General features: G+C 74.6%; 20 protein-coding genes. 14 read left to right on the top strand and 6 right to left on the bottom strand.

The window, feature by feature from the left end; translation table 11 throughout:
- Positions 1-62 precede the first annotated feature (62 nt).
- Complete coding sequence (locus tag ACFYOJ_RS05460; protein ID WP_356553431.1) at positions 63-515, bottom strand: NUDIX domain-containing protein; 453 nt, start codon at positions 513-515, stop codon at positions 63-65.
- A gap of 330 nt (positions 516-845) precedes the next feature.
- Here ACFYOJ_RS05460 and ACFYOJ_RS05455 point away from each other — a divergent pair, with 330 nt between their 5' ends.
- Positions 846-1,778: an EamA family transporter gene (locus ACFYOJ_RS05455; protein WP_356553546.1), complete on the top strand. Its 933-nt coding sequence runs from the start codon at positions 846-848 to the stop codon at positions 1,776-1,778.
- A 73-nt stretch (positions 1,779-1,851) separates the two neighbouring features.
- Here ACFYOJ_RS05455 and ACFYOJ_RS05450 read toward each other — a convergent pair whose 3' ends face one another.
- Complete coding sequence (locus ACFYOJ_RS05450) at positions 1,852-2,541, bottom strand: DUF4097 family beta strand repeat-containing protein (RefSeq protein WP_356553433.1); 690 nt, start codon at positions 2,539-2,541, stop codon at positions 1,852-1,854.
- A 231-nt stretch (positions 2,542-2,772) separates the two neighbouring features.
- Between ACFYOJ_RS05450 and ACFYOJ_RS05445 the strand changes: the two genes are divergently transcribed.
- The 8 genes from ACFYOJ_RS05445 (at position 2,773) to ACFYOJ_RS05410 (ending at position 12,416) form a co-directional block, all read left to right on the top strand.
- Positions 2,773-3,597, top strand: coding sequence for a helix-turn-helix domain-containing protein (locus tag ACFYOJ_RS05445; RefSeq protein ID WP_356553435.1), 825 nt, complete (start codon positions 2,773-2,775; stop codon positions 3,595-3,597).
- A gap of 168 nt (positions 3,598-3,765) precedes the next feature.
- A complete protein-coding gene (locus ACFYOJ_RS05440) occupies positions 3,766-4,656 on the top strand; it encodes a TIGR03084 family metal-binding protein (protein ID WP_356553436.1) in 891 nt (296 codons plus the stop codon).
- On the top strand, positions 4,653-6,323 hold the full coding sequence (locus ACFYOJ_RS05435; RefSeq protein WP_356553438.1) for an acyclic terpene utilization AtuA family protein: 1,671 nt from the start codon (positions 4,653-4,655) through the stop codon (positions 6,321-6,323). Before ACFYOJ_RS05440 ends, ACFYOJ_RS05435 begins: the two co-directional genes overlap by 4 nt.
- On the top strand, positions 6,320-7,918 hold the full coding sequence (locus ACFYOJ_RS05430; RefSeq protein ID WP_356553440.1) for a carboxyl transferase domain-containing protein: 1,599 nt from the start codon (positions 6,320-6,322) through the stop codon (positions 7,916-7,918). The genes ACFYOJ_RS05435 and ACFYOJ_RS05430 overlap by 4 nt, the downstream gene beginning before the upstream one ends.
- A gap of 10 nt (positions 7,919-7,928) precedes the next feature.
- Positions 7,929-9,773: a biotin carboxylase N-terminal domain-containing protein gene (locus tag ACFYOJ_RS05425; protein ID WP_356553441.1), complete on the top strand. Its 1,845-nt coding sequence runs from the start codon at positions 7,929-7,931 to the stop codon at positions 9,771-9,773.
- Positions 9,774-9,856: 83 nt separating this feature from the next.
- Complete coding sequence (locus tag ACFYOJ_RS05420; RefSeq protein ID WP_356553443.1) at positions 9,857-10,993, top strand: acyl-CoA dehydrogenase family protein; 1,137 nt, start codon at positions 9,857-9,859, stop codon at positions 10,991-10,993.
- A gap of 80 nt (positions 10,994-11,073) precedes the next feature.
- Positions 11,074-11,808 carry an enoyl-CoA hydratase family protein gene (locus ACFYOJ_RS05415; RefSeq protein WP_356553445.1) on the top strand — a complete coding sequence of 245 codons (735 nt, stop codon included), beginning with the start codon at positions 11,074-11,076 and terminating at the stop codon, positions 11,806-11,808.
- On the top strand, positions 11,796-12,416 hold the full coding sequence (locus tag ACFYOJ_RS05410; RefSeq protein WP_356553447.1) for a TetR/AcrR family transcriptional regulator: 621 nt from the start codon (positions 11,796-11,798) through the stop codon (positions 12,414-12,416). The genes ACFYOJ_RS05415 and ACFYOJ_RS05410 overlap by 13 nt, the downstream gene beginning before the upstream one ends.
- Positions 12,417-12,444: 28 nt before the next feature.
- Here the strand turns inward: ACFYOJ_RS05410 and pdxH are convergent, their stop codons facing one another.
- A complete protein-coding gene (gene pdxH, locus ACFYOJ_RS05405) occupies positions 12,445-13,122 on the bottom strand; it encodes a pyridoxamine 5'-phosphate oxidase (RefSeq protein WP_356553448.1) in 678 nt (225 codons plus the stop codon).
- A 255-nt stretch (positions 13,123-13,377) separates the two neighbouring features.
- On the opposite strand from pdxH, the gene ACFYOJ_RS05400 reads away from it, so the two are divergent.
- Both ACFYOJ_RS05400 and ACFYOJ_RS05395 read left to right on the top strand, forming a co-directional pair.
- Positions 13,378-14,487, top strand: a complete 1,110-nt coding sequence (locus ACFYOJ_RS05400) for a citrate synthase 2 (protein ID WP_356553450.1) — start codon at positions 13,378-13,380, stop codon at positions 14,485-14,487.
- Positions 14,488-14,912: 425 nt separating this feature from the next.
- Positions 14,913-16,331 carry a PAS domain-containing protein gene (locus ACFYOJ_RS05395; RefSeq protein ID WP_356553451.1) on the top strand — a complete coding sequence of 473 codons (1,419 nt, stop codon included), beginning with the start codon at positions 14,913-14,915 and terminating at the stop codon, positions 16,329-16,331.
- Positions 16,332-16,378: 47 nt separating this feature from the next.
- On the opposite strand, the gene ACFYOJ_RS05390 is transcribed toward ACFYOJ_RS05395, so the two are convergent.
- The gene (locus ACFYOJ_RS05390) at positions 16,379-17,134 is read right to left on the bottom strand and encodes an SIS domain-containing protein (RefSeq protein WP_356553452.1); all 756 of its coding nucleotides are present in this window, start codon (positions 17,132-17,134) and stop codon (positions 16,379-16,381) included.
- A 300-nt stretch (positions 17,135-17,434) separates the two neighbouring features.
- Here ACFYOJ_RS05390 and ACFYOJ_RS05385 point away from each other — a divergent pair, with 300 nt between their 5' ends.
- Entirely contained in the window at positions 17,435-18,127 is a 693-nt protein-coding gene (locus tag ACFYOJ_RS05385) for a metal-dependent transcriptional regulator (RefSeq protein ID WP_356553454.1), read from the top strand.
- A gap of 399 nt (positions 18,128-18,526) precedes the next feature.
- Here the strand turns inward: ACFYOJ_RS05385 and ACFYOJ_RS05380 are convergent, their stop codons facing one another.
- Entirely contained in the window at positions 18,527-19,180 is a 654-nt protein-coding gene (locus ACFYOJ_RS05380) for a bifunctional DNA primase/polymerase (RefSeq protein ID WP_356553456.1), read from the bottom strand.
- A gap of 297 nt (positions 19,181-19,477) precedes the next feature.
- On the opposite strand from ACFYOJ_RS05380, the gene ACFYOJ_RS05375 reads away from it, so the two are divergent.
- Together ACFYOJ_RS05375 and ACFYOJ_RS05370 are read left to right on the top strand one after the other, a co-directional pair.
- On the top strand, positions 19,478-20,863 hold the full coding sequence (locus ACFYOJ_RS05375) for a transcriptional regulator (protein ID WP_356553457.1): 1,386 nt from the start codon (positions 19,478-19,480) through the stop codon (positions 20,861-20,863).
- Positions 20,864-21,064: 201 nt separating this feature from the next.
- Entirely contained in the window at positions 21,065-22,657 is a 1,593-nt protein-coding gene (locus ACFYOJ_RS05370) for a hypothetical protein (protein WP_356553459.1), read from the top strand.
- Between the two features lie 35 nt (positions 22,658-22,692).
- On the opposite strand, the gene ACFYOJ_RS05365 is transcribed toward ACFYOJ_RS05370, so the two are convergent.
- Complete coding sequence (locus tag ACFYOJ_RS05365; RefSeq protein WP_356553460.1) at positions 22,693-24,024, bottom strand: ABC transporter substrate-binding protein; 1,332 nt, start codon at positions 24,022-24,024, stop codon at positions 22,693-22,695.
- Positions 24,025-24,059 lie beyond the last annotated feature (35 nt).

Raw genomic sequence — 24,059 nt, 5'->3', positions numbered from 1 at the left:
GGAACGGGAGGGAGGAACGGGAGGGGCCGGGGCTCGCGGGGGCGTCCGGTCCCGCCCGCCGTTCAGGGCGTCGTCTCGCCGCGGATCAGCGGGCCGCACACCGGCTGGACGTCCTCGGGCAGGCCGTCCGGGGCGCACCAGCGGGCCTCGAGGATCTCGAAGGGGTCCAGACGCAGCTCGCCGCCCAGCAGCCGGGCCTCGTAGGCCACCTCGAGGCGGGTGCGCAGGCCGCTGTTCAGCATGACCAGCCGGCCCACCTCCACGTCGAGGCCGGTCTCCTCCTTGACCTCGCGGACCACGGTGGCCCGGAAGTCCTCGCCCTTGTGCGCGAAACCGCTGGGGAGCCCCCACCGGCGGCCCGGCGGCCACATCCGGTGTTTCAGCAGCAGGACGCGTCCCTCGTCGTCGCGCACGACACCGGTCACGCCGACGACGAACTTGGCGTTCAGGAGCCACATGATGCGGCTCTGCAGCGGGCGCAGGAGCCGCCAGAGGCGGGTAAGGAGACGTCTCACGTCGCGGACGCTACCTTCCCGGAGACCGGTCCGGCCCGGCCGGACCTGGCGGGACCCGGCGAGGCCCGGTGAGACCTGGCGGGACCCGGCGAGGCCCGGTCCGGCCGGCGGATCTCCGTTGACAGCCGCGCGCCCCGCCGACGACAGTCGCATGGCACGGTTACGTACCTGACCGATTCCCCTACCCTGGACCGTGCCGTGCCGTGCGGATCCGTACGGCGCGATGCACGCCGCCGACCGATCCGCAGACCGTCCGGAGTCCTCGTGAGCACCTCCCGCGCCGCTTCCGGCGCCCCCGGCACTTCCGGCACCCCTTCCCCGGCCGTCGCCATGGCCGGCCCGGAGGCGGCCCGGGCCGCTTCGGGGCCCGGTCCCGCGCCCGCGCCGCACGGCGGTTCCGGCCGGTGGGGGGCTCTCGGCCCGGTCGGGCTGGTCCTCGCCGGCGGTCTGTCCGTGCAGTTCGGCGCCGCGCTGGCGGTGAGCCTGATGCCCCGGGCCGGTGCGCTCGGGGTGGTGACGCTGCGGCTGGTCGTGGCGGCCGTCGTACTGCTGCTGGTCTGCCGTCCCCGGCTGCGCGGCCACTCCCGCGCCGACTGGGGCACGGTCGTCGTCTTCGGTCTCGCCATGGCCGGTATGAACGGCCTCTTCTACCAGGCCGTCGACCGCATCCCGCTCGGCCCCGCCGTCACCCTGGAGGTGCTCGGCCCGCTCGCCCTGTCCGTCGTCGCCTCCCGGCGTGCGATCAACCTGGTGTGGGCCGCGCTCGCCCTGGCCGGCGTCTTCCTGCTCAGCGGCGGCGGCTTCGACAGCCTCGACCCGGCGGGTGCCGCCTTCGCGCTCGGGGCGGGGGTCATGTGGGCGACGTACATCGTCTTCAGCGCGCGTACGGGCCGGCGCTTCCCGCAGGCCGACGGGCTGGCGCTCGCCATGGCGGTCGGCGCGGTGCTGTTCCTGCCGCTGGGCATCGCCGAGTCGGGGGCGAAGCTCGTGGAGCCGGTGACGCTCGCCCTGGGCGCCGGAGTCGCCCTGCTCTCCTCCGTCCTGCCGTACACCCTCGAACTCCTCGCCCTGCGCCGCCTGCCCGCGGCGACCTTCGCCATCCTCATGAGCCTGGAGCCCGCGATCGCCGCGGCGGCCGGTTTCCTCGTCCTCGACCAGGCCCTGTCCGCCGCCCAGTCCGCGGCCATCGCCCTGGTGATCGTGGCGAGCATGGGTGCGGTGCGGACCCAGGTGGGGCGCCGCCGGACCGAGGCCTCGTCCTAGGGCCGGCCCGGCGGGCGCCTCCGTCCGCCGTCGTGCTTCCGCGTCCGTCACCGGGCCTCCGGCAGAGGCTGCGTCAGAGGCTGCGGGCGGTGATGTCGCCGTGGGAGGTGGTCGCGCGGATCGCCAGAAGGGCGCCGTCGCCGCTGTTCGCCAGGGCGTTGTCGATCCGGCCGTAGGAGGTGCCGGCGTCCAGCGAGGCGGAGACGCCGCGGGAGACGCCCACCGTGATGTCACCGGACTCGGTGCGCAGCTCGACCGGGCCGCTCATGGCCTCGGTCACGCGCAGGCCGCCCTGCTGCGTGCTGATCCGGGCCGGGCCGCCCAGCCGGCCGACCGTGATGTCCCCCGCCATGAGCGAGAGGTGCGCCTCCCCGGTCTCGTCGAGCTTGACCGTGCCCTGCGCGCTCTCCAGGGTGACGTCGCCGAGGCGTCCGACCCCGCGGAACTCGGCGGCGGACGTCCTCGCCTCGACGTGGGAGCCGGCGGGGAGCTGGACGGTCACCTCCACGGCCCCGGGGGTGCCCAGCAGCCGGTTCTTCGCCGGCGCGGCCGCGATCCGCAGGACCCCGTCGCCGTAGGTGACCGTGGTGTGCTCCGCCGCGGCCAGGTCGCGGCTCTTGGCGGCGTCCGCGGGCAGGACCTCGACGGTGGTGTCGGTCCGGTCGGCGGCGATGAACCGGATGCGTCCCGCGGGAATGTCCAGGACGGCCGAGACCGGGGCGGGGGTGTCGAACTTCTGCGTGGTGCTCGGGTTCTGCTGCATGGTGTGTCCCCTCGATTGCCGTGCGCTTGTTTCCGACGAGAGAAACGCTACGTTGCGTTTAGAGGGCTGGCAATGAGCTTGTTGCGATGACTATGGGAAATGGCAGCTCAGGGGGCGTAATTCATTGCAACGGGGCTGCCGATAACGCAACGGGAGGGATGATGGTCGTTGCAATGGCATGAAGGCGAACGCTATGGTGGCGTCGTCCGGAACCCCGTGAAGGAGGCCGTCGTGCCGGGAGGCAGACTCACCCAGTCCGAACGCCGGCAGATCGCGCTGGGCCTGGCCGACGGCCTCGCCTACGCGGAGATCGCCAGGCGCCTCGACCGCCCGACCTCCACGGTCACGCGCGAGGTGATGCGCAACGGCGGCCCCACCGCCTACCGCGCCGACCTCGCCCACCGCGCCGCCGAACACCGTGCCCGGCGGCGCGGGCGGACCGCGCCGGCCCGGGGCCGGGGGGAGCGGGCGCAGCCCCACGGCAGGGACGAGGAGGCGGTGCGCGAGTACGAGGAGGTGTTCACGACCGTCCTCATGTCGTCCGGCATGCCCAGGATGATGTCCCGGGTGTGGGCCGGCCTCACCCTCGCCGACTCCGGCAGCCTCACCGCGGCCGAGCTGGTCCAGCGGCTGGGGGTCAGCCCGGCGTCGGTCTCCAAGGCGATCGCGTACCTGGAGGAGCAGGGCATGGTCCGCCGGGAGCGCGACGAACGCCGCCGGGAGCGGTACGTCGTCGACAACGACATCTGGTACCAGTCGATGATGTCCAGCGCCCGCTCCACCGCCCATCTCGTGGAGACCGCGCGGCAGGGCGTGGACGTCCTCGGCCCCCGCACCCCGGCCGCCGTCCGGCTGGAGAACATCGCCCGCTTCCTCGACTTCGTCTCCGAGAGCCTCGCCCGTGCCGCGGAACAGGCCCGCGACATCCTCAACGCCACACCGGCGGAGCCGGCGGGCCCCGACGGCGCGGCACCGGACTCCGGTGGGGCGCCGGACCCCGACGGGGCGCCGCGGGGCGCGGGCGGGGTGTCACCGGCCGGGACCCGGGTGGACTGACCACGGGTCCGGGGTCTGCCCGGGACGCGCGCGGGCAGGCCCCGGGGGCCTCCACGCCCCCGGATAAAATCATGCAAGCATGCTTGATTGTTATCTCCACCCCTGCCATGCTCCTCCCCACGCCGCGCCACGCCGCGCCGCACGCCGCCGTGCCCGAGGGGAGCGACCGTGTCCGACCCGACGCCCGTGCTCGACGACCTGCGCGAGGAGAGCGAGGAACTCGACGCGCTGGTCGCCCGGTTGAGTCCCGAGGAGTGGCGGCTGGCCACCCCGGCGCCCGGCTGGACGATCGCCCACCAGATCGCTCACCTGGCCTGGACCGACCGTTGCGCCCTGCTGGCCGTCACCGACGAGGACGGTTTCCGTGTCCTCGTGGAGAAGGCCCTCGCCGCACCCGGCACGTTCGTCGACGAAGCCGCCGAGGAAGGCGCCCGGCAGGCCCCGGCCGAGCTGCTGGCCCGCTGGCGGGAGGGCAGGGCCGCGCTCGACGAGGCGTTGCGCGAGGCGGACCCCGGCGCCCGCTTCCCCTGGTACGGCCCGCCCATGGCCGCCGCCTCCCTGGCCACCGCCCGCCTGATGGAGACCTGGGCCCACGGCCTCGACATCGCCGACGCGACCGGCGCCGTACGGCCGCCCACCGACCGCCTGCGGCACGTCGCCCGCATCGGTGTCCGCGCCCGGGACTTCGCCCACGCCGCCCACGGACTCACCCCGCCCGCCGGACCCTTCCGCGTCGAACTCACCGGCCCGCACGGCGACCTGTGGACCTACGGCCCCGAGGACGCCGCCCAGCGCGTCACCGGCCCCGCGCTCGACTTCTGCCTGCTCGTCACCCAGCGCGCCCACCGCGCCGACCTCGCCCTCACCGCCGAGGGTCCGGACGCCGACCGCTGGCTGGACATCGCCCAGGCCTTCGCCGGACCGCCCGGAGCCGGACGCCCGCCGCGAGCAGCCGGACCCCGGGAAGCCGCACGCCCGGCAACCGGGCATCAGGAAGCCGGACACCAGGAAGCCGCACCCCCGGCAGCCGGACGCCCGCCGAAGGGAGCCGCGCGGTGAGCGTGCTCCGCGTCGGCAACGCCTCCGGCTTCTACGGCGACCGCTTCGACGCCGTGCGCGAGATGCTCACCGGCGGCCCCCTGGACGTCCTCACCGGCGACTACCTCGCCGAACTGACCATGCTGATCCTCGGCCGCGACCGGCTGAGGAACCCGGACGCCGGATACGCCCGCACCTTCCTGCGGCAGCTGGAGGAGTGCCTCGGCCTCGCCCACGAACGCGGCGTCCGCATCGTCGCCAACGCCGGCGGCCTCAACCCCGCCGGACTCGCCGACGCCGTACGCGCGCTGGCCGACCGGCTCGGCGTCCCCGTCCGCGTCGCCCACGTCGAGGGCGACGACCTCACCGCCGCCCACCCGGGCGCGCTGGCCGCGCACGCCTACCTCGGCGGCTTCGGCATCGCCGCGTGCCTGCGCGCCAGCGCCGACGTCGTCGTCACCGGGCGGGTCACCGACGCCGCGCTGGTCACCGGGCCCGCCGCCGCGCACTTCGGCTGGGCGCCGACGGAGTACGACCGGCTCGCGGGCGCGGTCGTCGCCGGTCACCTGCTGGAGTGCGGGGCGCAGGTGACCGGCGGCAACTACGCCTTCTTCCGGGACGGCGACGTACGGCGCCCCGGCTTCCCGCTCGCCGAACTGCACGCCGACGGCACCTCGGTCGTCACCAAGCACGACGGCACCGGCGGCTTCGTCGACGTCGGCACGGTGACGGCCCAGCTGCTGTACGAGACGGGCGGCGCCCGGTACGCCGGACCCGACGTCACCGCCCGGCTCGACACCGTACGGCTCACCCAGGACGGGCCCGACCGCGTCCGCGTCGAGGGCGTGCGGGGCGAGGCGCCGCCGCCCACGCTCAAGGTCGGCGTCAACCGGCTCGGCGGCTTCCGGGGCGAGGTCGTCTTCGTCCTGACCGGCCTCGACATCGAGGCCAAGGCCGCGCTGGTCCGCGCGCAGATGGAGCCCGCCCTCGGCGAGATCGCCGACGTCCGCTGGGAGCTGGTCCGCACCGACCGGCCCGACGCCCCCACCGAGGAGACGGCGAGCGCACTGCTGCGCCTCGTCGTCCGGGACGCCGACCAGCGGGCCGTCGGGCGGACGCTGAGCGGCGCCGCGATCGAGCTGGCCCTCGCCAGCCACCCCGGCTTCCATGTGCTCGCACCACCGGGAAAGGGCGCCCCCTACGGTGTCTTCGAGGACGTGTACGTCCCCCATGGCGCCGTCGGCCATGTGGCCGTCCTCCACGACGGGCGCCGGATACCCGTGGCGCCGCCCCAGGACACCGCCGTACTCGCCCCCGTACCGGAGCCGCTCCCGCCGCGGCCGCTTCCGCCGGGGCCCACGCGCCGGGCCCCCCTCGGCCTCGTCGCCGGCGCCCGCAGCGGCGACAAGGGCGGCGACGCCAACGTCGGCGTGTGGGCGAGGACCGACGAGGCCTGGCGCTGGCTCGCGCACGAACTGACCGCCGACCGCTTTTGCGAGCTGATCCCCGAGGCCCGCGACCTGCCCGTCACCCGGCACGTACTGCCGAACCTGCGCGCCCTGAACTTCGTCGTCGAGGGCATCCTCGGCGAGGGCGTCGCGGCCCGGCACCGCTTCGACCCGCAGGCCAAGGCGCTCGGCGAATGGCTGCGCGCCCGGCACACGGACATCCCGGAGGTCCTCCTGTGACGGTCCTGCCCACCGCCGTCGACCCGGCCGCCCCCGACCACCGGGCCAACCGCGAGGCCATGCTCGCCAGGCTCGCCGCCCTGGACGCCGAGCACGCCAAGGCCCTCGCGGGCGGCGGCGAGAAGTACGTCGCCCGGCACCGGAAACGCGGCAAGCTCCTCGCCCGCGAGCGCGTCGAGCTGCTCCTCGACCCGGACACGCCCTTCCTGGAACTGTCCCCGCTCGCCGGCTGGGGCAGCGAGTACACCGTCGGCGCCTCCCTCGTCACCGGCATCGGCGTCGTCGAGGGCGTCGAGTGCCTGATCACCGCCAACGACCCGACCGTGCGCGGCGGCGCCACCAACCCGTGGGGACTCAGAAAGGCCCTGCGCGCCGACGACATCGCCCTCGCCAACCGGCTGCCCGTGATCAGCCTCGTCGAGTCCGGCGGCGCCGACCTGCCCTCGCAGAAGGAGATCTTCATCCCCGGCGGCGCCGTCTTCCGGGACCTCACCCGGCTGTCGGCCGCCGGCATCCCCACGATCGCCGTCGTCTTCGGCAACTCCACGGCCGGCGGCGCCTACATCCCCGGCATGTCCGACCACGTGATCATGGTCAGGGAGCGCGCCAAGGTGTTCCTCGGCGGGCCGCCGCTGGTGAAGATGGCCACCGGCGAGGAGAGCGACGACGAGTCGCTCGGCGGCGCCGAGATGCACGCCCGCATCTCCGGCCTCGCCGACCACTTCGCCGTGGACGAGCCGGACGCGATCCGCCAGGCCCGCCGCGTCGTCGCCCGCCTCAACCACCGCAAGGCGTACGCCGACCCGCCGGCCGCCGAACCGCCCAGGTACGACCCGGAGGAACTCCTCGGCATCGTCCCCGGCGACCTCAGAACCCCCTTCGACCCGCGCGAGGTCATCGCCCGCATCGTCGACGCCTCCGACTTCGACGAGTTCAAACCGCTCTACGGGACCAGCCTCACCACCGGCTGGGCGAGCCTGCACGGCTACCCGGTCGGCATCCTCGCCAACGCCCGGGGGGTCCTCTTCAGCGAGGAGTCCCAGAAGGCCGCCCAGTTCATCCAGCTCGCCAACCAGCGCGACATCCCGCTCCTCTTCCTCCACAACACCACCGGCTACATGGTCGGCAGGGAGTACGAGCAGGGCGGCATCATCAAGCACGGCGCGATGATGATCAACGCGGTCTCGAACTCGCGGGTCCCCCACCTCACCGTCCTCCTCGGCGCCTCCTACGGCGCCGGCCACTACGGCATGTGCGGCCGCGCCTACGACCCCCGCTTCCTCTTCGCCTGGCCCAGCGCCAAGTCCGCCGTCATGGGCCCGCAGCAGCTCGCCGGCGTCCTCTCCCTCGTCGCCCGCCAGGCGGCCGCCGCCAAGGGACAGCCCTACGACGACGAGGCCGACGCCGCGCTGCGCGCCATGGTGGAGCAGCAGATCGAGGCCGAGTCCCTGCCCCTGTTCCTGTCCGGGCGGCTCTACGACGACGGCGTCATCGACCCCCGCGACACCCGCACCGTCCTCGGCCTGTGCCTGTCCGCCGTCCACAACGCCCCCTACCAGGGCGCGCGCGGTGGCTTCGGCGTCTTCCGGATGTGAGGGAATGCCCGTGATCAGCACCGTCCTCGTCGCCAACCGGGGCGAGATCGCCTGCCGCGTCTTCCGCACCTGCCGCGAACTGGGCGTCCGCACGGTCGCCGTGCACTCGGACGCCGACGCCGGCGCCCTCCACACCCGCCTGGCCGACGCGGCCGTACGGCTGCCCGGGGCGGCGTCCGCCGACACCTATCTGCGCGGCGACCTGATCGTGAAGGCCGCCCTCGCCGCCGGCGCCGACGCCGTCCACCCCGGCTACGGCTTCCTCTCCGAGAACGCCGGCTTCGCCCGCGCCGTCACCGACGCGGGCCTGACCTGGATCGGGCCGCCACCCGGTGCCATCGAGGCGATGGCGTCCAAGACCCGCGCCAAGGAACTCCTGGGCATCGCCCCCCTCGGCGAGATCACCGAGGCCGACCTGCCGGTGCTGGTCAAGGCCGCGGCGGGCGGCGGCGGACGCGGCATGCGCGTCGTCCGGCACCTGGCCGACCTCGACGCCGCGCTCGCCGCCGCCCGCGCGGAGGCGGCGAGCGCCTTCGGCGACGGCGAGGTGTTCACCGAGCCCTACGTCGAGAACGGCCGCCACGTCGAGGTGCAGATCCTCGCCGACACCCACGGCACCGTGTGGGCGCTCGGCACCCGCGACTGCTCCCTCCAGCGCCGCCACCAGAAGGTCGTCGAGGAGGCCCCGGCACCCGGCCTGAGCGCCTCGCTCGTCCGGGAGCTGCACGAGCAGGCCGTACGCGCCGCCCGCGCCGTCGACTACACCGGAGCCGGCACCGTCGAGTTCCTCGTCGCCCCCGACGGCAGAGCCCACTTCCTGGAGATGAACACCCGCCTCCAGGTCGAACACCCCGTCACCGAAGCCGTCTTCGGCATCGACCTCGTCGCCCTCCAGCTCCGGATCGCCGAGGGCCACCGCCTCGACCCCGAGCCGCCGAGCCCGCGCGGCCACGCCGTCGAGGCCCGCCTGTACGCCGAGGACCCGGCGAACGGCTGGGCTCCGCAGACCGGCCGCCTGCACCGCCTCGCCGTCCCCGACGGCATCCGCCTGGACACCGGCTGCGCCGACGGCGACGACATCGGCGTCCACTACGACCCGATGCTCGCCAAGGCCGTCGCCCACGCGCCCACCCGCGCCGAGGCGATCCGCAAGCTCGCCGGCGCCCTGGAACGGGCGGCGATCCACGGCCCGGTCACCAACCGCGACCTCCTCGTCCGCTCCCTGCGCCACGAGGAGTTCACCTCCGCCCGCATGGACACCGGCTTCTACGACCGCCACCTGCCCGCCCTCACCGAACCCGCCCCCGACCCCCTCGCCCCGCTGGCCGCCGCCCTCGCCGACGCCCACGGCCGCTCCCGCTTCGGCGGCTGGCGCAACCTCCCCTCCCAGCCGCAGGTCAAGCGGTACGCCCTGGCCGGCGAGGAACACGAGGTCCGCTACCACCACACCCGCGCCGGACTCACCGCCGACGGCGTCCACGTCGTCCACGCCGACGCCCGCCTGGTCGTCCTCGAGACCGACGGCGTCCGGCGCCGCTACGAGATCGCCCGCCACGGCGACCGGGTCCACGTGAACACCACCGCCCTCACCGCCCTGCCCCGCTTCCCCGACCCCACCACCCAGCACGCCCCGGGATCGCTTCTCGCCCCCATGCCGGGCACGGTCGTCCGCGTCGCGGAGGGCCTGACCGAGGGCGCCGCGGTCGAGGCCGGCCAGCCCCTCCTGTGGCTGGAGGCGATGAAGATGGAACACAAGATCACCGCCCCGGTCACGGGAATCCTGACGGCGCTGCACGCCGTACCCGGCCGGCAGGTGACGGTGGGCTCTCTCCTGGCGGTGGTCCGAGAGACCTAGGGGCGCGGGGCTGCATTGAATATGCGGCTCCCGCCGCGTGGGCGCGACAAGCCACGACGAAACCCGCAGCCTGAAGGAGACGCATGACCACCCTCATCGAATCCGAAGAGCACAAAGCCCTCCGCGCAGCGGTGTCCTCCTTCGCCCGGAGCCACACCACGGGCGACACCAGGGACTTCTGGCAAGAGGCCGCCAAGCTCGGCTACATCGGCGTCAACCTGCCGGAGGCATACGGCGGAGGCGGCGGCGGAATCGCCGAACTCTCCCTCGTCCTCGAGGAGATGGGCGCCGCCGGCAACCCCCTGCTGATGATGATCGTCTCCCCGGCGATCTGCGGCACCGTCATCGCCCGCTTCGGCACCGACGCCCAGAAACAGGACTGGCTCCCGTCCCTCGCCGACGGCAGCCGCCTGATGGCCTTCGGCATCACCGAACCCGACGCCGGCTCCAACAGCCACCGCATCACCACCACCGCCCGCCGCGACCGCGACACCGGCGACTGGATCCTCACCGGTCGCAAGGTGTTCGTCAGCGGCGTCGACATCGCGGACGCCACCCTCATCATCGGCCGCACCGAGGACGCCCGCACAGGCAGGCTCAAGCCCTGCCTGTTCATCGTCCCCCGCGACACCCCCGGCTTCGAGCGCCGCCCCATCGCCATGGAACTCGACGCCGCCGAGAAGCAGTTCGAGCTGACCCTCGACGACGTACGGCTCCCCGCCGACGCCCTCGTCGGCGACGAGGACGCCGGCCTCCTCCAGCTCTTCGCCGGCCTCAACCCCGAACGCGTCATGACCGCCGCCTTCGCGATCGGCATGGGCCGCCACGCCCTCGCCCGCGCCGTCGAGTACGCCCGCGAACGCACCGTCTGGAAGACCCCCATCGGCGCCCACCAGGCCATCGCCCACCCCCTCGCCCAGGCCCACATCGACCTCGAACTGGCCCGCCTGATGATGCAGAAGGCCGCCCGCCTCTACGACGCCGGCGACGACATCGGCGCCGGCGAGGCCGCCAACATGGCCAAGTACGCGGCCGGCGAGGCCTGCGTGAAGGCCGTCGACCAGGCCGTGCACACCCTCGGCGGCAACGGCCTCACCCGCGAGTTCGGCCTCGCCCGGCTGATCACGGCCGCGCGCGTGGCCCGCATCGCCCCGGTCAGCCGGGAGATGATCCTCAACTACGTCTCCCACCAGACCCTCGGCCTGCCCAAGTCGTACTGACCCGGCGGCACCGCGCCCCACGCGCCCCACGCGCCCCACGCGCTCCTCCGCATCCTCCGCCCCGCACCGAGGAACCGCCCGTGACCCCGATCGCCCGCACCCGCACGCGGGGAGTCGAGACCCTCGCCCTCGACTCCCCGCACCACCGCAACGCCCTGTCCGCCGGCCTCGTCACCGCCCTCGCCGACGCCCTCGCCGAGGCCGGCGAGGACACCGGCGTCCGCGCCGTCCTGCTCACCCACACCGGCACCGTCTTCAGCGCCGGCGCCGACCTGCGCGACCCGCCCGACCCGGACGCGCTCGTCGCCCTGCTGAGGCAGATCGTGGAGCTGCCCAAACCCGTCGTCGCCCGCGTCGCCGGACACGTCCGCGCCGGCGGCCTCGGCCTGCTCGCCGCCTGCGACGTCGCGGCCGCCTCCACCGCGTCGACGTTCGCCTTCACCGAGGTCCGCATCGGCGTGGCCCCCGCCCTCGTCAGCCTCACCGTGCTGCCCCGCGCCGACCCCCGCGCCCTCGCCCGCCACTACCTCACCGGCGAACGCTTCGACGCCGCGGAGGCCGCCCGCACCGGCCTGATCACCGCCGCGGGCGACGACGTCGACGCCGTACTCGCACCCGTCCTCGACGGTGTGCGCCGCGCCTCACCCCAGGCACTGGCCGAGACGAAACGGCTGCTCACGGCTAGGGTGCTGGAGAACTTCGACCGGGACGCGGCACACCTCACCGCGCTCTCGGCCCGGCTGTTCGCCTCCCCGCAGGCCCGCGAGGGGATGACGGCCTTCCTCGAACGACGGGACCCGGAATGGACGGTGTGAGCGGCGCCGTGAACACGGCCGGCCGAGCGGAGCGCGTACCCAAGCAGGACCGCAGCCGGGCCACCCGGCAGCGGCTCCTGGAAGCCGCCGTGGCCTGCCTCGCCGAACACGGCTGGGCCGGCTCCACGGTCTCCGTCGTCGCCGAACGCGCCGGCGTCTCCCGCGGCGCCGCCCAGCACCACTTCCCGACCCGCGAGGACCTCTTCACGGCCGCCGTCGAATACGTCGCCGAGGAACGCTCCGTCGCCCTGCGCGCCCTCTTCCCCGAGGGCGCCGGCGACCGCCGGGCGGCCGTGACGGCCCTCGTCGACCTCTACACCGGCCCCCTCTTCCGCGCCGCCCTCCACCTGTGGGTCGCCGCCTCCAAGGAGGAGCAGCTGCGCGGCCGGGTCACCGAACTGGAGGCCCGCGTCGGCCGCGAGACCCACCGCATCGCCGTCGACCTCCTCGGCGCCGACGAGACCCGCCCCGGCGTCCGCGAGACCGTCCAGGGCCTCCTGGACATGGCCCGCGGCCTCGGCCTCGCCCACCTCCTCACCGACGACACCGCCCGCCGGCAACGCGTCGTGGAACAGTGGGCACGGCTGCTGGACGAGGCCCTGGGCTGACCCGCCCCGTCCGCCGGCGCCCGCCGGTTCAGGGCCCGAGCCGCTCCACCCGCCAGCCCCCGTCCGCCCGCGCCACGTACCGCAACCGGTCGTGCAGCCGGTTCTCCCGGCCCTGCCAGAACTCCACCGCCGTCGGCACCACCCGGAACCCGCCCCAGTGCGGCGGCACCGGCACCTGCTCGCCCTCCGGATAGCGGGCCGCCAGCCCGGCGTACGCGGAGTCCAGGGCCTCCCGGTCCGCCACCACCGCCGACTGGGCACTGGCCCACGCGCCCAGCTGCGAGCCGTGCGGCCGGGTCCGGAAGTACGCCGCCGTCTCGTCCCGGCCGGTCCGCCGCGCCACACCCGTCACGATCACCTGCCGGGCCATCGGATGCCACGGGAACAGCAGCGACACGTGCGGGTTCTCGCCCAGCTCACGGCCCTTGCGGGAGTCGTAGTTGGTGTAGAAGACGAAGCCCCGCTCGTCGAAGTGCTTCAGCAGCACCGTGCGGGAGCTGGGCCGGCCCCCGGCGTCCGCCGTGGAGACGACCATGGCGTTCGGCTCGAACAGACCGCCCTCCGTCGCGGCCTGCGCGAACCAGCGCGCGAACTGCTCCACGGGCGTCGCGGCCAGCTCGGACTCGGAGAGCCCCTCGGCCCGGTACTGCTTGCGCATCGAGGCGAGATCGAAGGGCACGGCATCGCGGTCGGTCACACCGGCCATCCTGCCGTATCGGCGTACCCTCCCGGCGCGGTGACCTTCCTCACGTGTGGCACTGAGTGCCGCATCCCCTCCCCAAAGGTGGCACTCGGGGATATCGTGCTGGTTCCGCCCCGGCCGGATGAGCACCGGCCGGACGGGGCATCACAGGGGTGACCGCAGGGACCGCGAGCCGGGGAACGGCCGTGGATCCATGGGGACGACCGCACACCGCCCCCGCACAGGTCGCCACAGATCACGACCACGAGGAGCCGCCTGATGTCCGACTTCGTACCCGGGCTCGAAGGAGTCGTCGCGTTCGAGACGGAGATCGCCGAACCCGACAAGGAGGGCGGCGCCCTGCGCTACCGCGGCGTCGACATCGAGGACCTCGTCGGGCACGTCTCCTTCGGCAACGTCTGGGGCCTGCTCGTCGACGGTGCCTTCAACCCCGGCCTGCCGCCCGCCGAGCCCTTCCCCATCCCCGTCCACTCCGGCGACATCCGCGTCGACGTCCAGTCCGCCCTCGCCATGCTCGCCCCCGCCTGGGGCCTCAAGCCCCTCCTGGACATCGACGCCGAGCAGGCCCGCGACGACCTCGCCCGCGCCGCCGTCATGGCCCTGTCCTACGTCGCCCAGTCCGCCCGCGGCCAGAGCCTGCCCATGGTTCCGCAGCGCGAGATCGACAAGGCGCAGTCCGTCGTCGAACGCTTCATGATCCGCTGGCGCGGCGAGCCCGACCCCAAGCACGTCGCCGCCGTCGACGCCTACTGGACCTCCGCCGCCGAGCACGGCATGAACGCCTCCACCTTCACCGCCCGCGTCATCGCCTCCACCGGCGCCGACGTGGCCGCCGCCCTCTCCGGAGCCGTCGGCGCCATGTCCGGCCCGCTGCACGGCGGCGCCCCCTCCCGCGTCCTCGGCATGATCGAGGAGATCGAGCGCACCGGGGACGCCGAGGCGTACGTCAGGAAGACCCTCGACGCCGGCGAACGCCTCATGGGCTTCGGCCACCGCGTCTACCGCGCCGAGGACCCCCGCGCCCGCGTCCTGCGCCGCACCGCCCGCGAACTGGGCGCCCCGCGCTTCGAGGTCGCCGAGGCCCTGGAGAAGGCGGCCCTCGCCGAGCTCCACGCCCGCCGCCCCGACCGCGTCCTGGCCACCAACGTCGAGTTCTGGGCGGCCATCGTCCTGGACTTCGCCGAGGTCCCGGCGCACATGTTCACGTCCATGTTCACCTGCGCCCGTACGGCCGGCTGGTCGGCCCACATCCTCGAACAGAAGCGCACCGGCCGCCTGGTCCGCCCCTCCGCCCGCTACACCGGCCCGGGCTCCCGCGACCCGCGCGAGATCGAGGGCTACGCGGACATCGCGGACATCGCGGGCTGATCCCCGCCGGGTCCCGCGGAACGCGAACGACCCGCGAGTCCGGTTCCTCCGTGGAGGAGCCGGCCGGACGTACCGGCGACTCGCGGGTCGGGTGACTGCTGGGAATCGGGCCGGCTGCACGCTTCTCTCACGCGCTGGTCCGGCACCGCACTCCGTGGGGTGCCGGACCGCTAGCCCGCAGCCACCTCACGCGTCCGGATCTCATACATCTGCCGAACCACCTCCCTTCTCGTGTGCCTCCACACTAGGAACCGGCCGGCCGCCGGAGCAACCGTTTTTTCTCCCGCCCTTCCCCTTCTGCTCTCCTCTGCTTTCTTCTGCGCTCTTACGGGAACTCCCTGTGCGCTGCGTCACGTTCGAGTTGAATGAAGGCCAGTGGACGAACCGGCGTACGGTACGGCGGACGCAGCCTGCAGGGGGTTCGGGTGAGTGCTTCCCGGAGTGGTGGGACCACCGACGACACCGGCGAGCGGGGGCCGGAGGGGGCGGAGCGCCCCGAGCGGGACGGCGCGGATCTGCTGGCCGCGCTGCTGGACGGGATGGACGCGGCGCTGTGCGCCTTCGACGCGGAGGGCGTCGTCACCCACTGGAACCGTGAGGCGGAGCGGATCCTGGGCTGGAGCGCGGCCGAGGCCGTGGGCCGGCGGGGATTCGCGGGCTGGGCGGTGCGCAGCGCGGACGCCGGGGAGGTCGAGGAGCGGCTGCTGTCCGCGATGCGGGCGCCGGGGCGGCAGGTGCACGAGTTCGCGCTGCTGACGAAGGACGGCGGGCGGGTGCTGGTGCGCACCCAGTCGGCGGCCGTGCACGGCCCTGACGGCAGGCCGGCGGGCGTGTACTGCGCGTTCAGCGAGGTGCACACGCAGATCGACCTGGAGCGGTCCATCGCGCTGAGCGAGGCGCTGCTGGAGGACGCGAACTGGGGTGTGGTGCTGGTCGACGTCGATCTGCGCCCGGCCGTGGTCAACGCGCACGCGGCCCGTGCGCTGGGCGCCGGCCGCGCGTCGGTGCTGGGCCGGCCGCTGGGCGATCTGCTCTGTCGGGGCGCGGAGGAGCTGGAGAGCGCGCTGACGCATGTGCTGGCGGAGGGCGCGCCGCCCGCGCCCGCCGAGATCTGGGTGAGTGTGCGCGCCCCGGAGGGGGAGCGGCGCCGGTGCTGGCGCAGCGGGTTCGTACGGCTGGCCTCGCCGCTGGCGGAGGAGCCGGTGCCGCTGGGCGTCGGGTGGCTGTTCCAGGACGTCACCGAGGCCAGGCAGGCCGAGCAGGAGGCGGCCGCGCTGCGGTTCCGCGCCCACCAGCTGCACCGGGCGGCGCGGGCGGCGGGGGAGTGCGAGGACCCGGCGGAGGCGGCCGTCGTGCATCTGGAGTTCGCGCTGGCCGGGTTCGCCGACCACGCGCTGATCGACCGGGTGGCGGGCGGGGCGCTCGCGGATCCCGCGGCGGCGGGCCCGGTCCGGCTGGTCCGGGTGGCGTCGGCGCCCTCGGGCGCACCGGGGCAGGGCCTGCCGTCGGGGGCGGCCGGGCTGCCGGTGCGTTACGCGGAGGGGCATCCGGCGCTGCAGTGCGTGGAGCGGGCGGGCTCGGTGCGCGCCGGCGCCGGCGCGGACGCGGGGCCGGTGGCGCCGGAGCGGGCGCGCCGGTGGGCCGAGACACGGCAGTGGCCGCCGGACACGGTGCACGCGCTGTGCGCGGTGCTGCGCAGCCGGGGGCGGACACTGGGTGTCGTGACGTTCCTGCGCGGCGCGGGCCGCAGCGCCTTCGCCCGCCCCGACGCGATGTACGCCGAGGACGTGGCGGTACGGATCGCGGCGTCGCTGGACCTGGCGGGCGCGGTGGCCGGGGAGTAGCGGGACGCGCCGGGGCGGCGGCCGGGGGTGCCGCCCGGGGCGCGGGTTCAGTGCCGGTAGAAGATCCGGTCGCCGTACTGCTCCAGGACGCGGCCGTTCCATTCGTGGCCGCCGTCCACGTTGCCGGAGCGCAGCAGGGGCGGTTCGATGCCGTGCTCGGCGAGGGCGGCGGCCGCCGTGGCCGTCACGGCCTGCATCAGGGCGGTGGTGACGACGGTGGAGGCGGGGGCGAAGGGCGCCGGGACGGTGTCGAGGGTGAGTTCCGCGTCCCCGACGGCGATCTTGGAGTCGAGGACGATGTCGCAGTGGTCCTTCAGGAAGGTGCCGGAGGCGTGCCGGGACCTGGTCTCGGAGGCGTACGCCACCGAGGTCACGCCGATGACCTTCACACCGAGGGCGCGGGCGTTCATGGCCATCTCCACGGGGAGCGCGTTGCGTCCGGACAGGGAGATGATCACCAGGGCGTCGCCCGCGCGGAGCGGCGAGGAGTCCAGGACGGCGCTCGCGAGGCCGTCGACGCGCTCGAGGGCGGAGCCGAGGGTGGCCGGCATGACGTCGACGCCGACGACGCCGGGCACGGCGAGCAGGTTCATGAGGGCGAGTCCGCCCGCGCGGTAGACGACGTCCTGGGCGGCGAGGGAGGAATGTCCGGCGCCGAAGGCGAAGAGGCGGCCGCCGTCGCGTACGGTGTCGGCCAGCAGGGTGCCGGCCGCCTCGATGGCGTCGGCCTCCTCGTCGCGGACGCGTCGCAGCAGGTCGATCGCCGCGTCGAGGAACTGGCCGGCCGGCTTGCGGTCGCTCATGCGGGGCCCCTTCGGTGTGGCTGCGTCGCGGATCACGGTGCGGTCTGGACCAGTGCGGTGTCAATACGGCCCGCGCGGGCGGCGCCGGCCGGCCGCGTGACCGGCCGGTAGACCGGTTGGGAGGCCGGCCGCGCGACCGGTGGCGGCGGTGCCCGGTGGTGCGGCGGGGGTGCCGGCCGGGGCCGGGGCCCGGCTTTCCGCGGCGCGGAACGGTTGTCGGTGGTATGCGTCAGAATTGGGGCAGGGCCACGCACGCGCCGGTGGGCCTCGGCCTCCGGCAGATCTCATCGAGGGGCACGTATGTCCGGACTGATCGACACCACGGAGATGTATCTCCGCACCATCCTCGAGCTCGAGGAGGAAGGCGTGGTCCCGATGCGCGCCCGGATCGCCGAGCGGCTCGACCAGAGCGGCCCGACGGTCAGTCAGACGGTGGCGCGGATGGAGCGCGACGGACTGGTGTCCGTGGCGGCCGACCGGCACCTGGAGCTGACCGACGAGGGGCGCCGGCTCGCCACGCGCGTGATGCGCAAGCACCGGCTCGCCGAGTGTCTCCTCGTCGACGTGATCGGTCTGGAGTGGGAGCAGGTGCACGCCGAGGCGTGCCGCTGGGAGCACGTGATGAGCGAGGCCGTCGAGCGCCGCGTGCTTGAGCTGCTGCGGCACCCGACCGAGTCGCCGTACGGCAACCCGATCCCGGGTCTGGAGGAGCTGGGCGAGCCGGACGGCGCCGACCCGTTCCTGGACGAGGGCATGGTGTCGCTCGCCGACCTGGATCCGGGGGCCGAGGGCAAGACGGTCGTCGTGCGCCGCATCGGCGAGCCGATCCAGACGGACGCGCAGCTGATGTACACGCTGCGCCGGGCGGGCGTGCAGCCCGGCTCGGTGGTGAGCGTGACGGAGTCGGCGGGCGGTGTGCTGGTGGGCAGCGGGGGCGAGGCGGCGGAGCTGGAGTCGGACGTCGCGTCCCACGTGTTCGTCGCCAAGCCCTGAGACGAGACCGGAGACCGCGGTCCCGGTACCGGCCCGGCCGGGGAGACGGAGAGGGCCCCGGCGCTGAGCGGCGCCGGGGCCTGTCCTCCCCTGTGCTGACCCGGAGCCCCGAGCTCTCAGGGTCAGCCCCCTTCGGACCGATTTCCCCGAGCGGTCCGCCCCCCGCTGAAGATCTCCCCCGGGCTGCGGCGATCAATCCCTGAGAGGTGTCACTCGAACGAGGGGTGTTGCGCGCCAGAACGGCCTCTTCGCGTACTTGTTCGACGCTTTTCGTCGCGCTGCGATCGCCGGGCGCGACCGGACGCGACCGGACCCGGACGGCCCACGGTCCACGGCCCAGGCATGGGCATAGGCACAAGCACAGGCGCGGCGTGGCACCGCCGGCCCCGCGTCGCGTCGCTAACGCTCCCTGCCGCACGCGTACGCCAGCGGCGAGATCAGCTCCTCCACGTCCGGCAGCCACCGGTTCGCCGGCGTCGGCCGGCACACCCACTGCACGGCCCCCCGCGTCCCGTACCGCGTGGGCGGCGCGGCGACGAACCCGCCCTCCCCGAGCGCGGCCAGGCCGAGCGTGCGGGGTGACCACCCCAGTGCCCGTACGAGCCCCGGAACCTTCGCCGCGGCACCCGGCAGGACGAAGAACCGCATCCGCCGGTCCGGCGCCAGCGTCACCGGACCGAGCGTCAGCTCCATCCGTTCCATCCGGGCGAGCGCGAGGAACCCCGCGGTCTCCGGCACGTCGATCGCGTCGAACGTCCGCCCCGTGGGCAGCAGGACCGACGCCGTCGGCCGCTGCTGCCACATCCGGCGGACGACGGTCGCGCTGCCCGTCGCCTGCGCCGCCCAGTCCTCGTCCGCCGGGTGCGCGCCCGGGGCGGCGCACGCCGCGTCGCCGCAGGAGCAGCGCTGCACCCCGCCCGCCGCTTCCAGCCAGGTCCCGGGAAACACGTCCCAGTGACGCTCCTCGGCATAGCGAACGGCGGTCTCCAGCAGCGATGTTCCGCGCTGCTGCGGGATCTGAGCGGTTTCGGTGCCCTGGATGGTCTCTTCCACGTGGAACTCAACTCCCGCACCCGGCACGGGTTACGGCCCCGCCGCGCGCGGGGGAGGAGCACCGGCCCCGCACCCGGGGCGCATGGATGCACGTACGGGGGCGCGCGGGAGGATCCGCGGCCGGTGCTGGGTAGCCACGCCCGGGGGCCGGCACGGGGCGTTCACGGGACGCCACGGACCGTCACCCCGGCAAACCTCGCAAGCCTCGCATTGTCGGCACATTCGCTGGGCATTGATCTTCACGGCCGGAAACTCCCGTTCCGCCGAGACAGCATCGAGACCGCATGGGGGTACGCCATGGCCGCAAGGCCTCTCGTGGCGCGGCAGCCGAACGAACGGCTGCAGGCGCTCATTCAGGAAGCGGGCTGCTCGAACGCGGGCCTCGCCCGCCGGGTGAACATGTGCGGCGCCGAGCACGGCCTCGACCTGAGGTACGACAAGACGTCGGTGGCCCGCTGGCTGCGCGGACAGCAGCCGCGCGGCCGGGCCCCGGCGATCATCGCGGAGGCCCTGGGCCGCAAGCTCGGCCGTACGGTCACGATCGACGAGATCGGCATGGCCAACGGCAAGAACCTGGCGTCGGGCGTCGGCCTCCAGTTCTCGCCGACGGTACTGGGGGCCATCGAGCAGGTCTGTGAGCTGTGGCGCAGCGACGTGGGGCGGCGGGACTTCCTGTCCGGTTCCTCCGTCGCCGCCTCCGCGCTGGTCGAGCCCAGCCGGGACTGGCTGATCTCCACCCCCGATCCGCAGGTGGCGCGCTCGACGGGGCCCCGGGTGGGCCCGTCCGACGTGGCGGCCGTGCGGGCGATGACGCGGGCGCTGGTCGACCTGGACCACCAGTACGGCAGCGGGCATGTGCGCCCGGTCGTCGTCCACTACCTCAACAGTGTCGTCTCCGGGCTGCTCGCCGGCTCCTACCGGGAGGCGGTGGGACGGGAGTTGTTCGCCACCGTCGCCCGACTCACCGAGCTGGCCGGATACATGGCCGTCGACACGGGCCAACCGGGCCTGGCCCAGCGGTACTACATCCAGGCACTGCGGCTCGCCCAGGCCGCCGGGGACCGGGGCTACGGCGGCTACATCCTCGCCGCGTCGATGAGCCACCTGGCCGCGCAGCTCGGAAACCCGCGGGAGATCGCGCAGTTGGCGCGCGCGGCGCGGGAGGGTGCGCGTGGGCGGGTCACCCCGCGGGCGGAGTCGATGTTCCACGCCGCCGAGGCGCGCGGTCACGCCCTGCTCGGTGACGTGCGGGCGGCGCACGAGGCGGCCGGCCGGGCGGTCGGGGCGATGGAGTCGGCCGACTCGGCGTCCGGGGACGACCCGGACTGGATCGCGCACTTCGACCAGGCCTACCTGGCCGACGAGTTGGCGCACTGTCACCGCGATCTCGGCCAGGCCGACGCGGCGGCGCGCTACGCACGGCAGTCGCTGGACGGGCACCCCGGTTCACGGGTCCGCAGGCGGGCCATCGGTCATGTGCTGCTCGCGACGGCGCAGGTGCAGCAGCGCGAGATCGAACAGGCCTGCCACACGGCCCTGAAGGCCGTGGAGCTGCTGGGATCCCTGCGTTCCCACCGGGGCGCGGAGTACCTGGAGGACTTCCAGCAGCGGCTGGAGCCCTACCGGGAGGAGACGGTGGTGAGGGAGTTCGGGGCGCGGCTCGACCTGCCCGCAGCCGCGTGAGGGGCCGGGCCGGCGGCGCGCGCACGCGCGCGGGGACACCGCGCGGAACGCGAGAAGGGACATGAACAGCGTGCCGCGGCCCGGTTCTGTTACAGCGGTCACAGGGGAGGAGGTCACGCCCCATGCGGCGTGGCAGGGGACTTCGGGGACCCGGTAGCGTGAGCCGACGATTCCGAAGGTCCCCCATTCGTAGGAGTCCCGGTGACGCAGAGTGGACAGGGCGAGGAGCCCTCGGCGCGGCAAGCGCACGAAGGCATCGTGCTGCCCTCGGACGGTGGCGCGCCCGTGCCGCCGGGCCCGGCGGGCGGTCCCGCCGGCCCGCAGGACGCCCAGAGCTGGGACCAGCAGTGGGCGTCCGGTCCGCAGCACGGCCCGTCCCAGGGGGGTTCCTGGCCTGCTCCGCCTGCCCATCAGGGCCCGGCCCGGGGCCCCGGCCCGCTGCCCCCGGAGAACCCACTGCCCCCGGCCGGCCCCGGTGCCGCCCACGAGGCACGACCGCCGTACGGGCAGCAGCAGGAGCAGCCGTACGGGCAACAGGCGTACGGTCAGCCGCAGTCGTACGAGCCGCAGTCGTACGGGCAGCAGGCGTACGGCCGGCACGCGCACGGCCATCAGCCGTACGGGCAGTCCGCGGGTGCCGCTGCGCCGCTGCCGCCGGACGAGGGCGCGACGCAGTACATACCGCCGGTCGGCGCACCCGTCGACGAGGGCGTCACCCAGTACCTCCCGCCGGTCGGCGTGCCCGTCGACGAGGGCGCGACGCAGTACATACCGCCCGTGAACCCGGGGGCGCTGCCCCCCGAGAGACCCGCCGGGACGGCCGGCTTCCCCGGCCACGCACCGCAGCGGCCCGCGCCCGCCGCGCCGCCGGCCCACCACCCCGACGCCGAGGCCACGCAGTACATCGCGCCCGTCCCCGCCGGACCCGCCGCGGCACCCCACGGCGGTGCCCCCGGCGCCGACGACGGCAGGCAGCCGCCCCCCGAGTTCGACAGTCTCTTCCGCAGCGCGCCGCCCGCCGACTCCCCGGCCTCCGCGACCCAGCAGCTGCCCCGCATCGACGAGCCGGACCCCGTGCGCCCCGGCGGCCCGGCCGGCTACGGCCCGCAGGGCCCCGGCGGCGGCCGGCGGGGCGGCGGTCACGGCGGGCGGACCGGTTCGCGGCTGCCGGTGCTGGTGGCCGTCGGTGTCGGCATCGCCGTCGTCGGGGTCGGTGCCGGCGCGATGATGGCCGGCGGGGAGGGCGGCGACAAGGGCGCCGGCCAGAACGTGTCGGCCACGGCCCCCGCCGCGGCAGCCCCGTCCGCGCCGGTCCCGTCGGCCTCCGCGTCGCCGTCCGCCGACCCGGCCCGGCAGCAGGCCGTCGAGCTGGACAAGCTGCTCGCCCACAGCGGCAACAGCCGGACCACCGTGATCAACGCCGTGGCCGACGTGCGGTCCTGCGACAACCTGCCCCAGGCCGCCAAGGACCTGCGCGAGGCCGCTAAGCAGCGCACCGGGCTGGTCACCAGCCTCTCCCGGCTGTCCGTGGACAAGCTGCCCCGGCACACCGAGCTGACCACCGCGCTCACCAAGGCGTGGCAGGCCTCCGCCTCGGCCGACAACCACTACGCGGCCTGGGCGGACCGCACGGCCGGCAAGAAGGGCTGCAAGAAGGGCAAGGCCGCCACCCAGCCCAGCGAGGCCAACCGGGCGAGCGGCACGGCCACCAAGGAGAAGGCCAAGGCCGCCAAGCTCTGGAACGCCATCGCCGAGCGGTACGGCCTGACCGAGCGCCAGCCGACCCAGCTGTGACCGCTCGGGGCGGGCTCTGCGGTCCGCCCCGAGCGTCACAGGACGTCGGCGTCGCGCAGGGTCCGCGTGGTGTCGACGGCGCCCTTGCGGGCCGACACCAGCCGGCCCTGCCGGACCACCTGCAGGGTGACCTCGGCGTTGACCAGGCGGGGGAAGCCGACCGAGGCCAGTTTGTCCTGGAACTCCCACCGCAGCGTCGGCGTGAGGCCGCCCGTGCCGACCTCGAGACCGCCGTCCAGGGCCCGGGTGACGGAGTCCGCGCTCACCTCGCCGTCGCCGAGCGACTCGACGACCTCCTTGAACACGGTGTAGGCGATCCAGGTCGTCTGCACCCCGGCGTCCAGGGCGTCGACGCTGTTGTCGCCGAACGCCTCCTCCTCGATCACCTTCTTCATCCCGTCCCAGGCCGGATCGTCCGCCCCCGGGTACCAGCCGGTGACGTAGGCGCCCTCGTAGGGGCCCGAGGCGCCGCCGGTCGCGTTGACGGCCGACTGGTCGACGCTGCCCAGCACGGTCGCCGTCCGCACCCGCGGATAGTCCTCGCGGGCCCGCCGGAAGGAGTCCATGAAGGTGCCGGTGCGGTCGCCGAGGACCGGCACCACGCAGCCCGTCCGCCCGGGCTCGGCGGTCGCCTGCCGCAGCGCCCGCCCGGACTGGCCGTCGTACTCGGTGGCGTCCTCCGGCGCCCGCTGGTCGTGGGCCCGGTCGTGTCCGCCCGAGGTCAGCCCGGAGTCGAGCAGGGCGGGCAGCTGGTCGCCGGCGATGGTGTCGGGACGGATCAGCGTGACGGGCCCGCACGCGTCGGCGAGCGCGGTGCCCAGACCGGCGAGCAGCGCGGGCTGCCCGCCGTTGACCGGGTAGGACAGGGGGCTGGTGAACTCGGCGTTCGTGATGCCGTAGCCGCCGATGTAGGGGATGCCGGCGCCCTCCAGGATGGGGAAGAAGGAGTCGGCGTGCTGGCTGTAGGAGCCGACGACGGCGACGGCCTTCTCCTTGACGGCGAGGCGGGCGCATTTCGCGGCGGCCACGCTGTCGTTGTGGTCGTTGCAGGTCAGCACCTTCAGGGTGCGTCCGCCGAGGCCGCCGTCGGCGTTGACCCAGCGGGCGTAGGCGCGGGCGAAGGCGGGCATGCCGGGCTTGTTGGTGGCGCCCGTGTCCGCGGGCGCCCAGGTCATGACGGTGATCGGGTCGTCCCCGGAACTCCCCGTGACACCGGGGACGACCCCGCAGCCGGCGACGAGCGACGCGCACGCCGCCAGCGCACCCGCGGTCAGCGCGCCCGCGGCCGGCCCGCCGGTCCGGGCGGGCCGGGAACGGCCGCGGAGGCCGCGGAGGAGGGTGCTGCGGTTGCGTCGCCTGCCGGTCATGGACACGCACGATTCCGCCACACGGATAACCTGGA

Source organism: Streptomyces sp. NPDC006384, assembly GCF_042870695.1.
GTDB lineage: Bacteria > Actinomycetota > Actinomycetes > Streptomycetales > Streptomycetaceae > Streptomyces.
Note: the sequence above shows the minus strand (reverse complement) of the source record. Positions and strands in the feature narration are given on the sequence as shown.

Excerpts from the sequence above, each read along its gene's own strand:
- pdxH (WP_356553448.1), bottom strand. The coding sequence starts at position 13,122 with ATGGCCGGTGTGACCGACCGCGATGCCGTGCCCTTCGATCTCGCCTCG.
- ACFYOJ_RS05420 (WP_356553443.1), top strand. The coding sequence starts at position 9,857 with ATGACCACCCTCATCGAATCCGAAGAGCACAAAGCCCTCCGCGCAGCG.
- ACFYOJ_RS05400 (WP_356553450.1), top strand. The coding sequence starts at position 13,378 with ATGTCCGACTTCGTACCCGGGCTCGAAGGAGTCGTCGCGTTCGAGACG.
- ACFYOJ_RS05385 (WP_356553454.1), top strand. The coding sequence starts at position 17,435 with ATGTCCGGACTGATCGACACCACGGAGATGTATCTCCGCACCATCCTC.
- ACFYOJ_RS05450 (WP_356553433.1), bottom strand. The coding sequence starts at position 2,541 with ATGCAGCAGAACCCGAGCACCACGCAGAAGTTCGACACCCCCGCCCCG.
- ACFYOJ_RS05390 (WP_356553452.1), bottom strand. The coding sequence starts at position 17,134 with ATGAGCGACCGCAAGCCGGCCGGCCAGTTCCTCGACGCGGCGATCGAC.
- ACFYOJ_RS05455 (WP_356553546.1), top strand. The coding sequence starts at position 846 with ATGGCCGGCCCGGAGGCGGCCCGGGCCGCTTCGGGGCCCGGTCCCGCG.
- ACFYOJ_RS05410 (WP_356553447.1), top strand. The coding sequence starts at position 11,796 with ATGGACGGTGTGAGCGGCGCCGTGAACACGGCCGGCCGAGCGGAGCGC.
- ACFYOJ_RS05365 (WP_356553460.1), bottom strand. The coding sequence starts at position 24,024 with ATGACCGGCAGGCGACGCAACCGCAGCACCCTCCTCCGCGGCCTCCGC.
- ACFYOJ_RS05375 (WP_356553457.1), top strand. The coding sequence starts at position 19,478 with ATGGCCGCAAGGCCTCTCGTGGCGCGGCAGCCGAACGAACGGCTGCAG.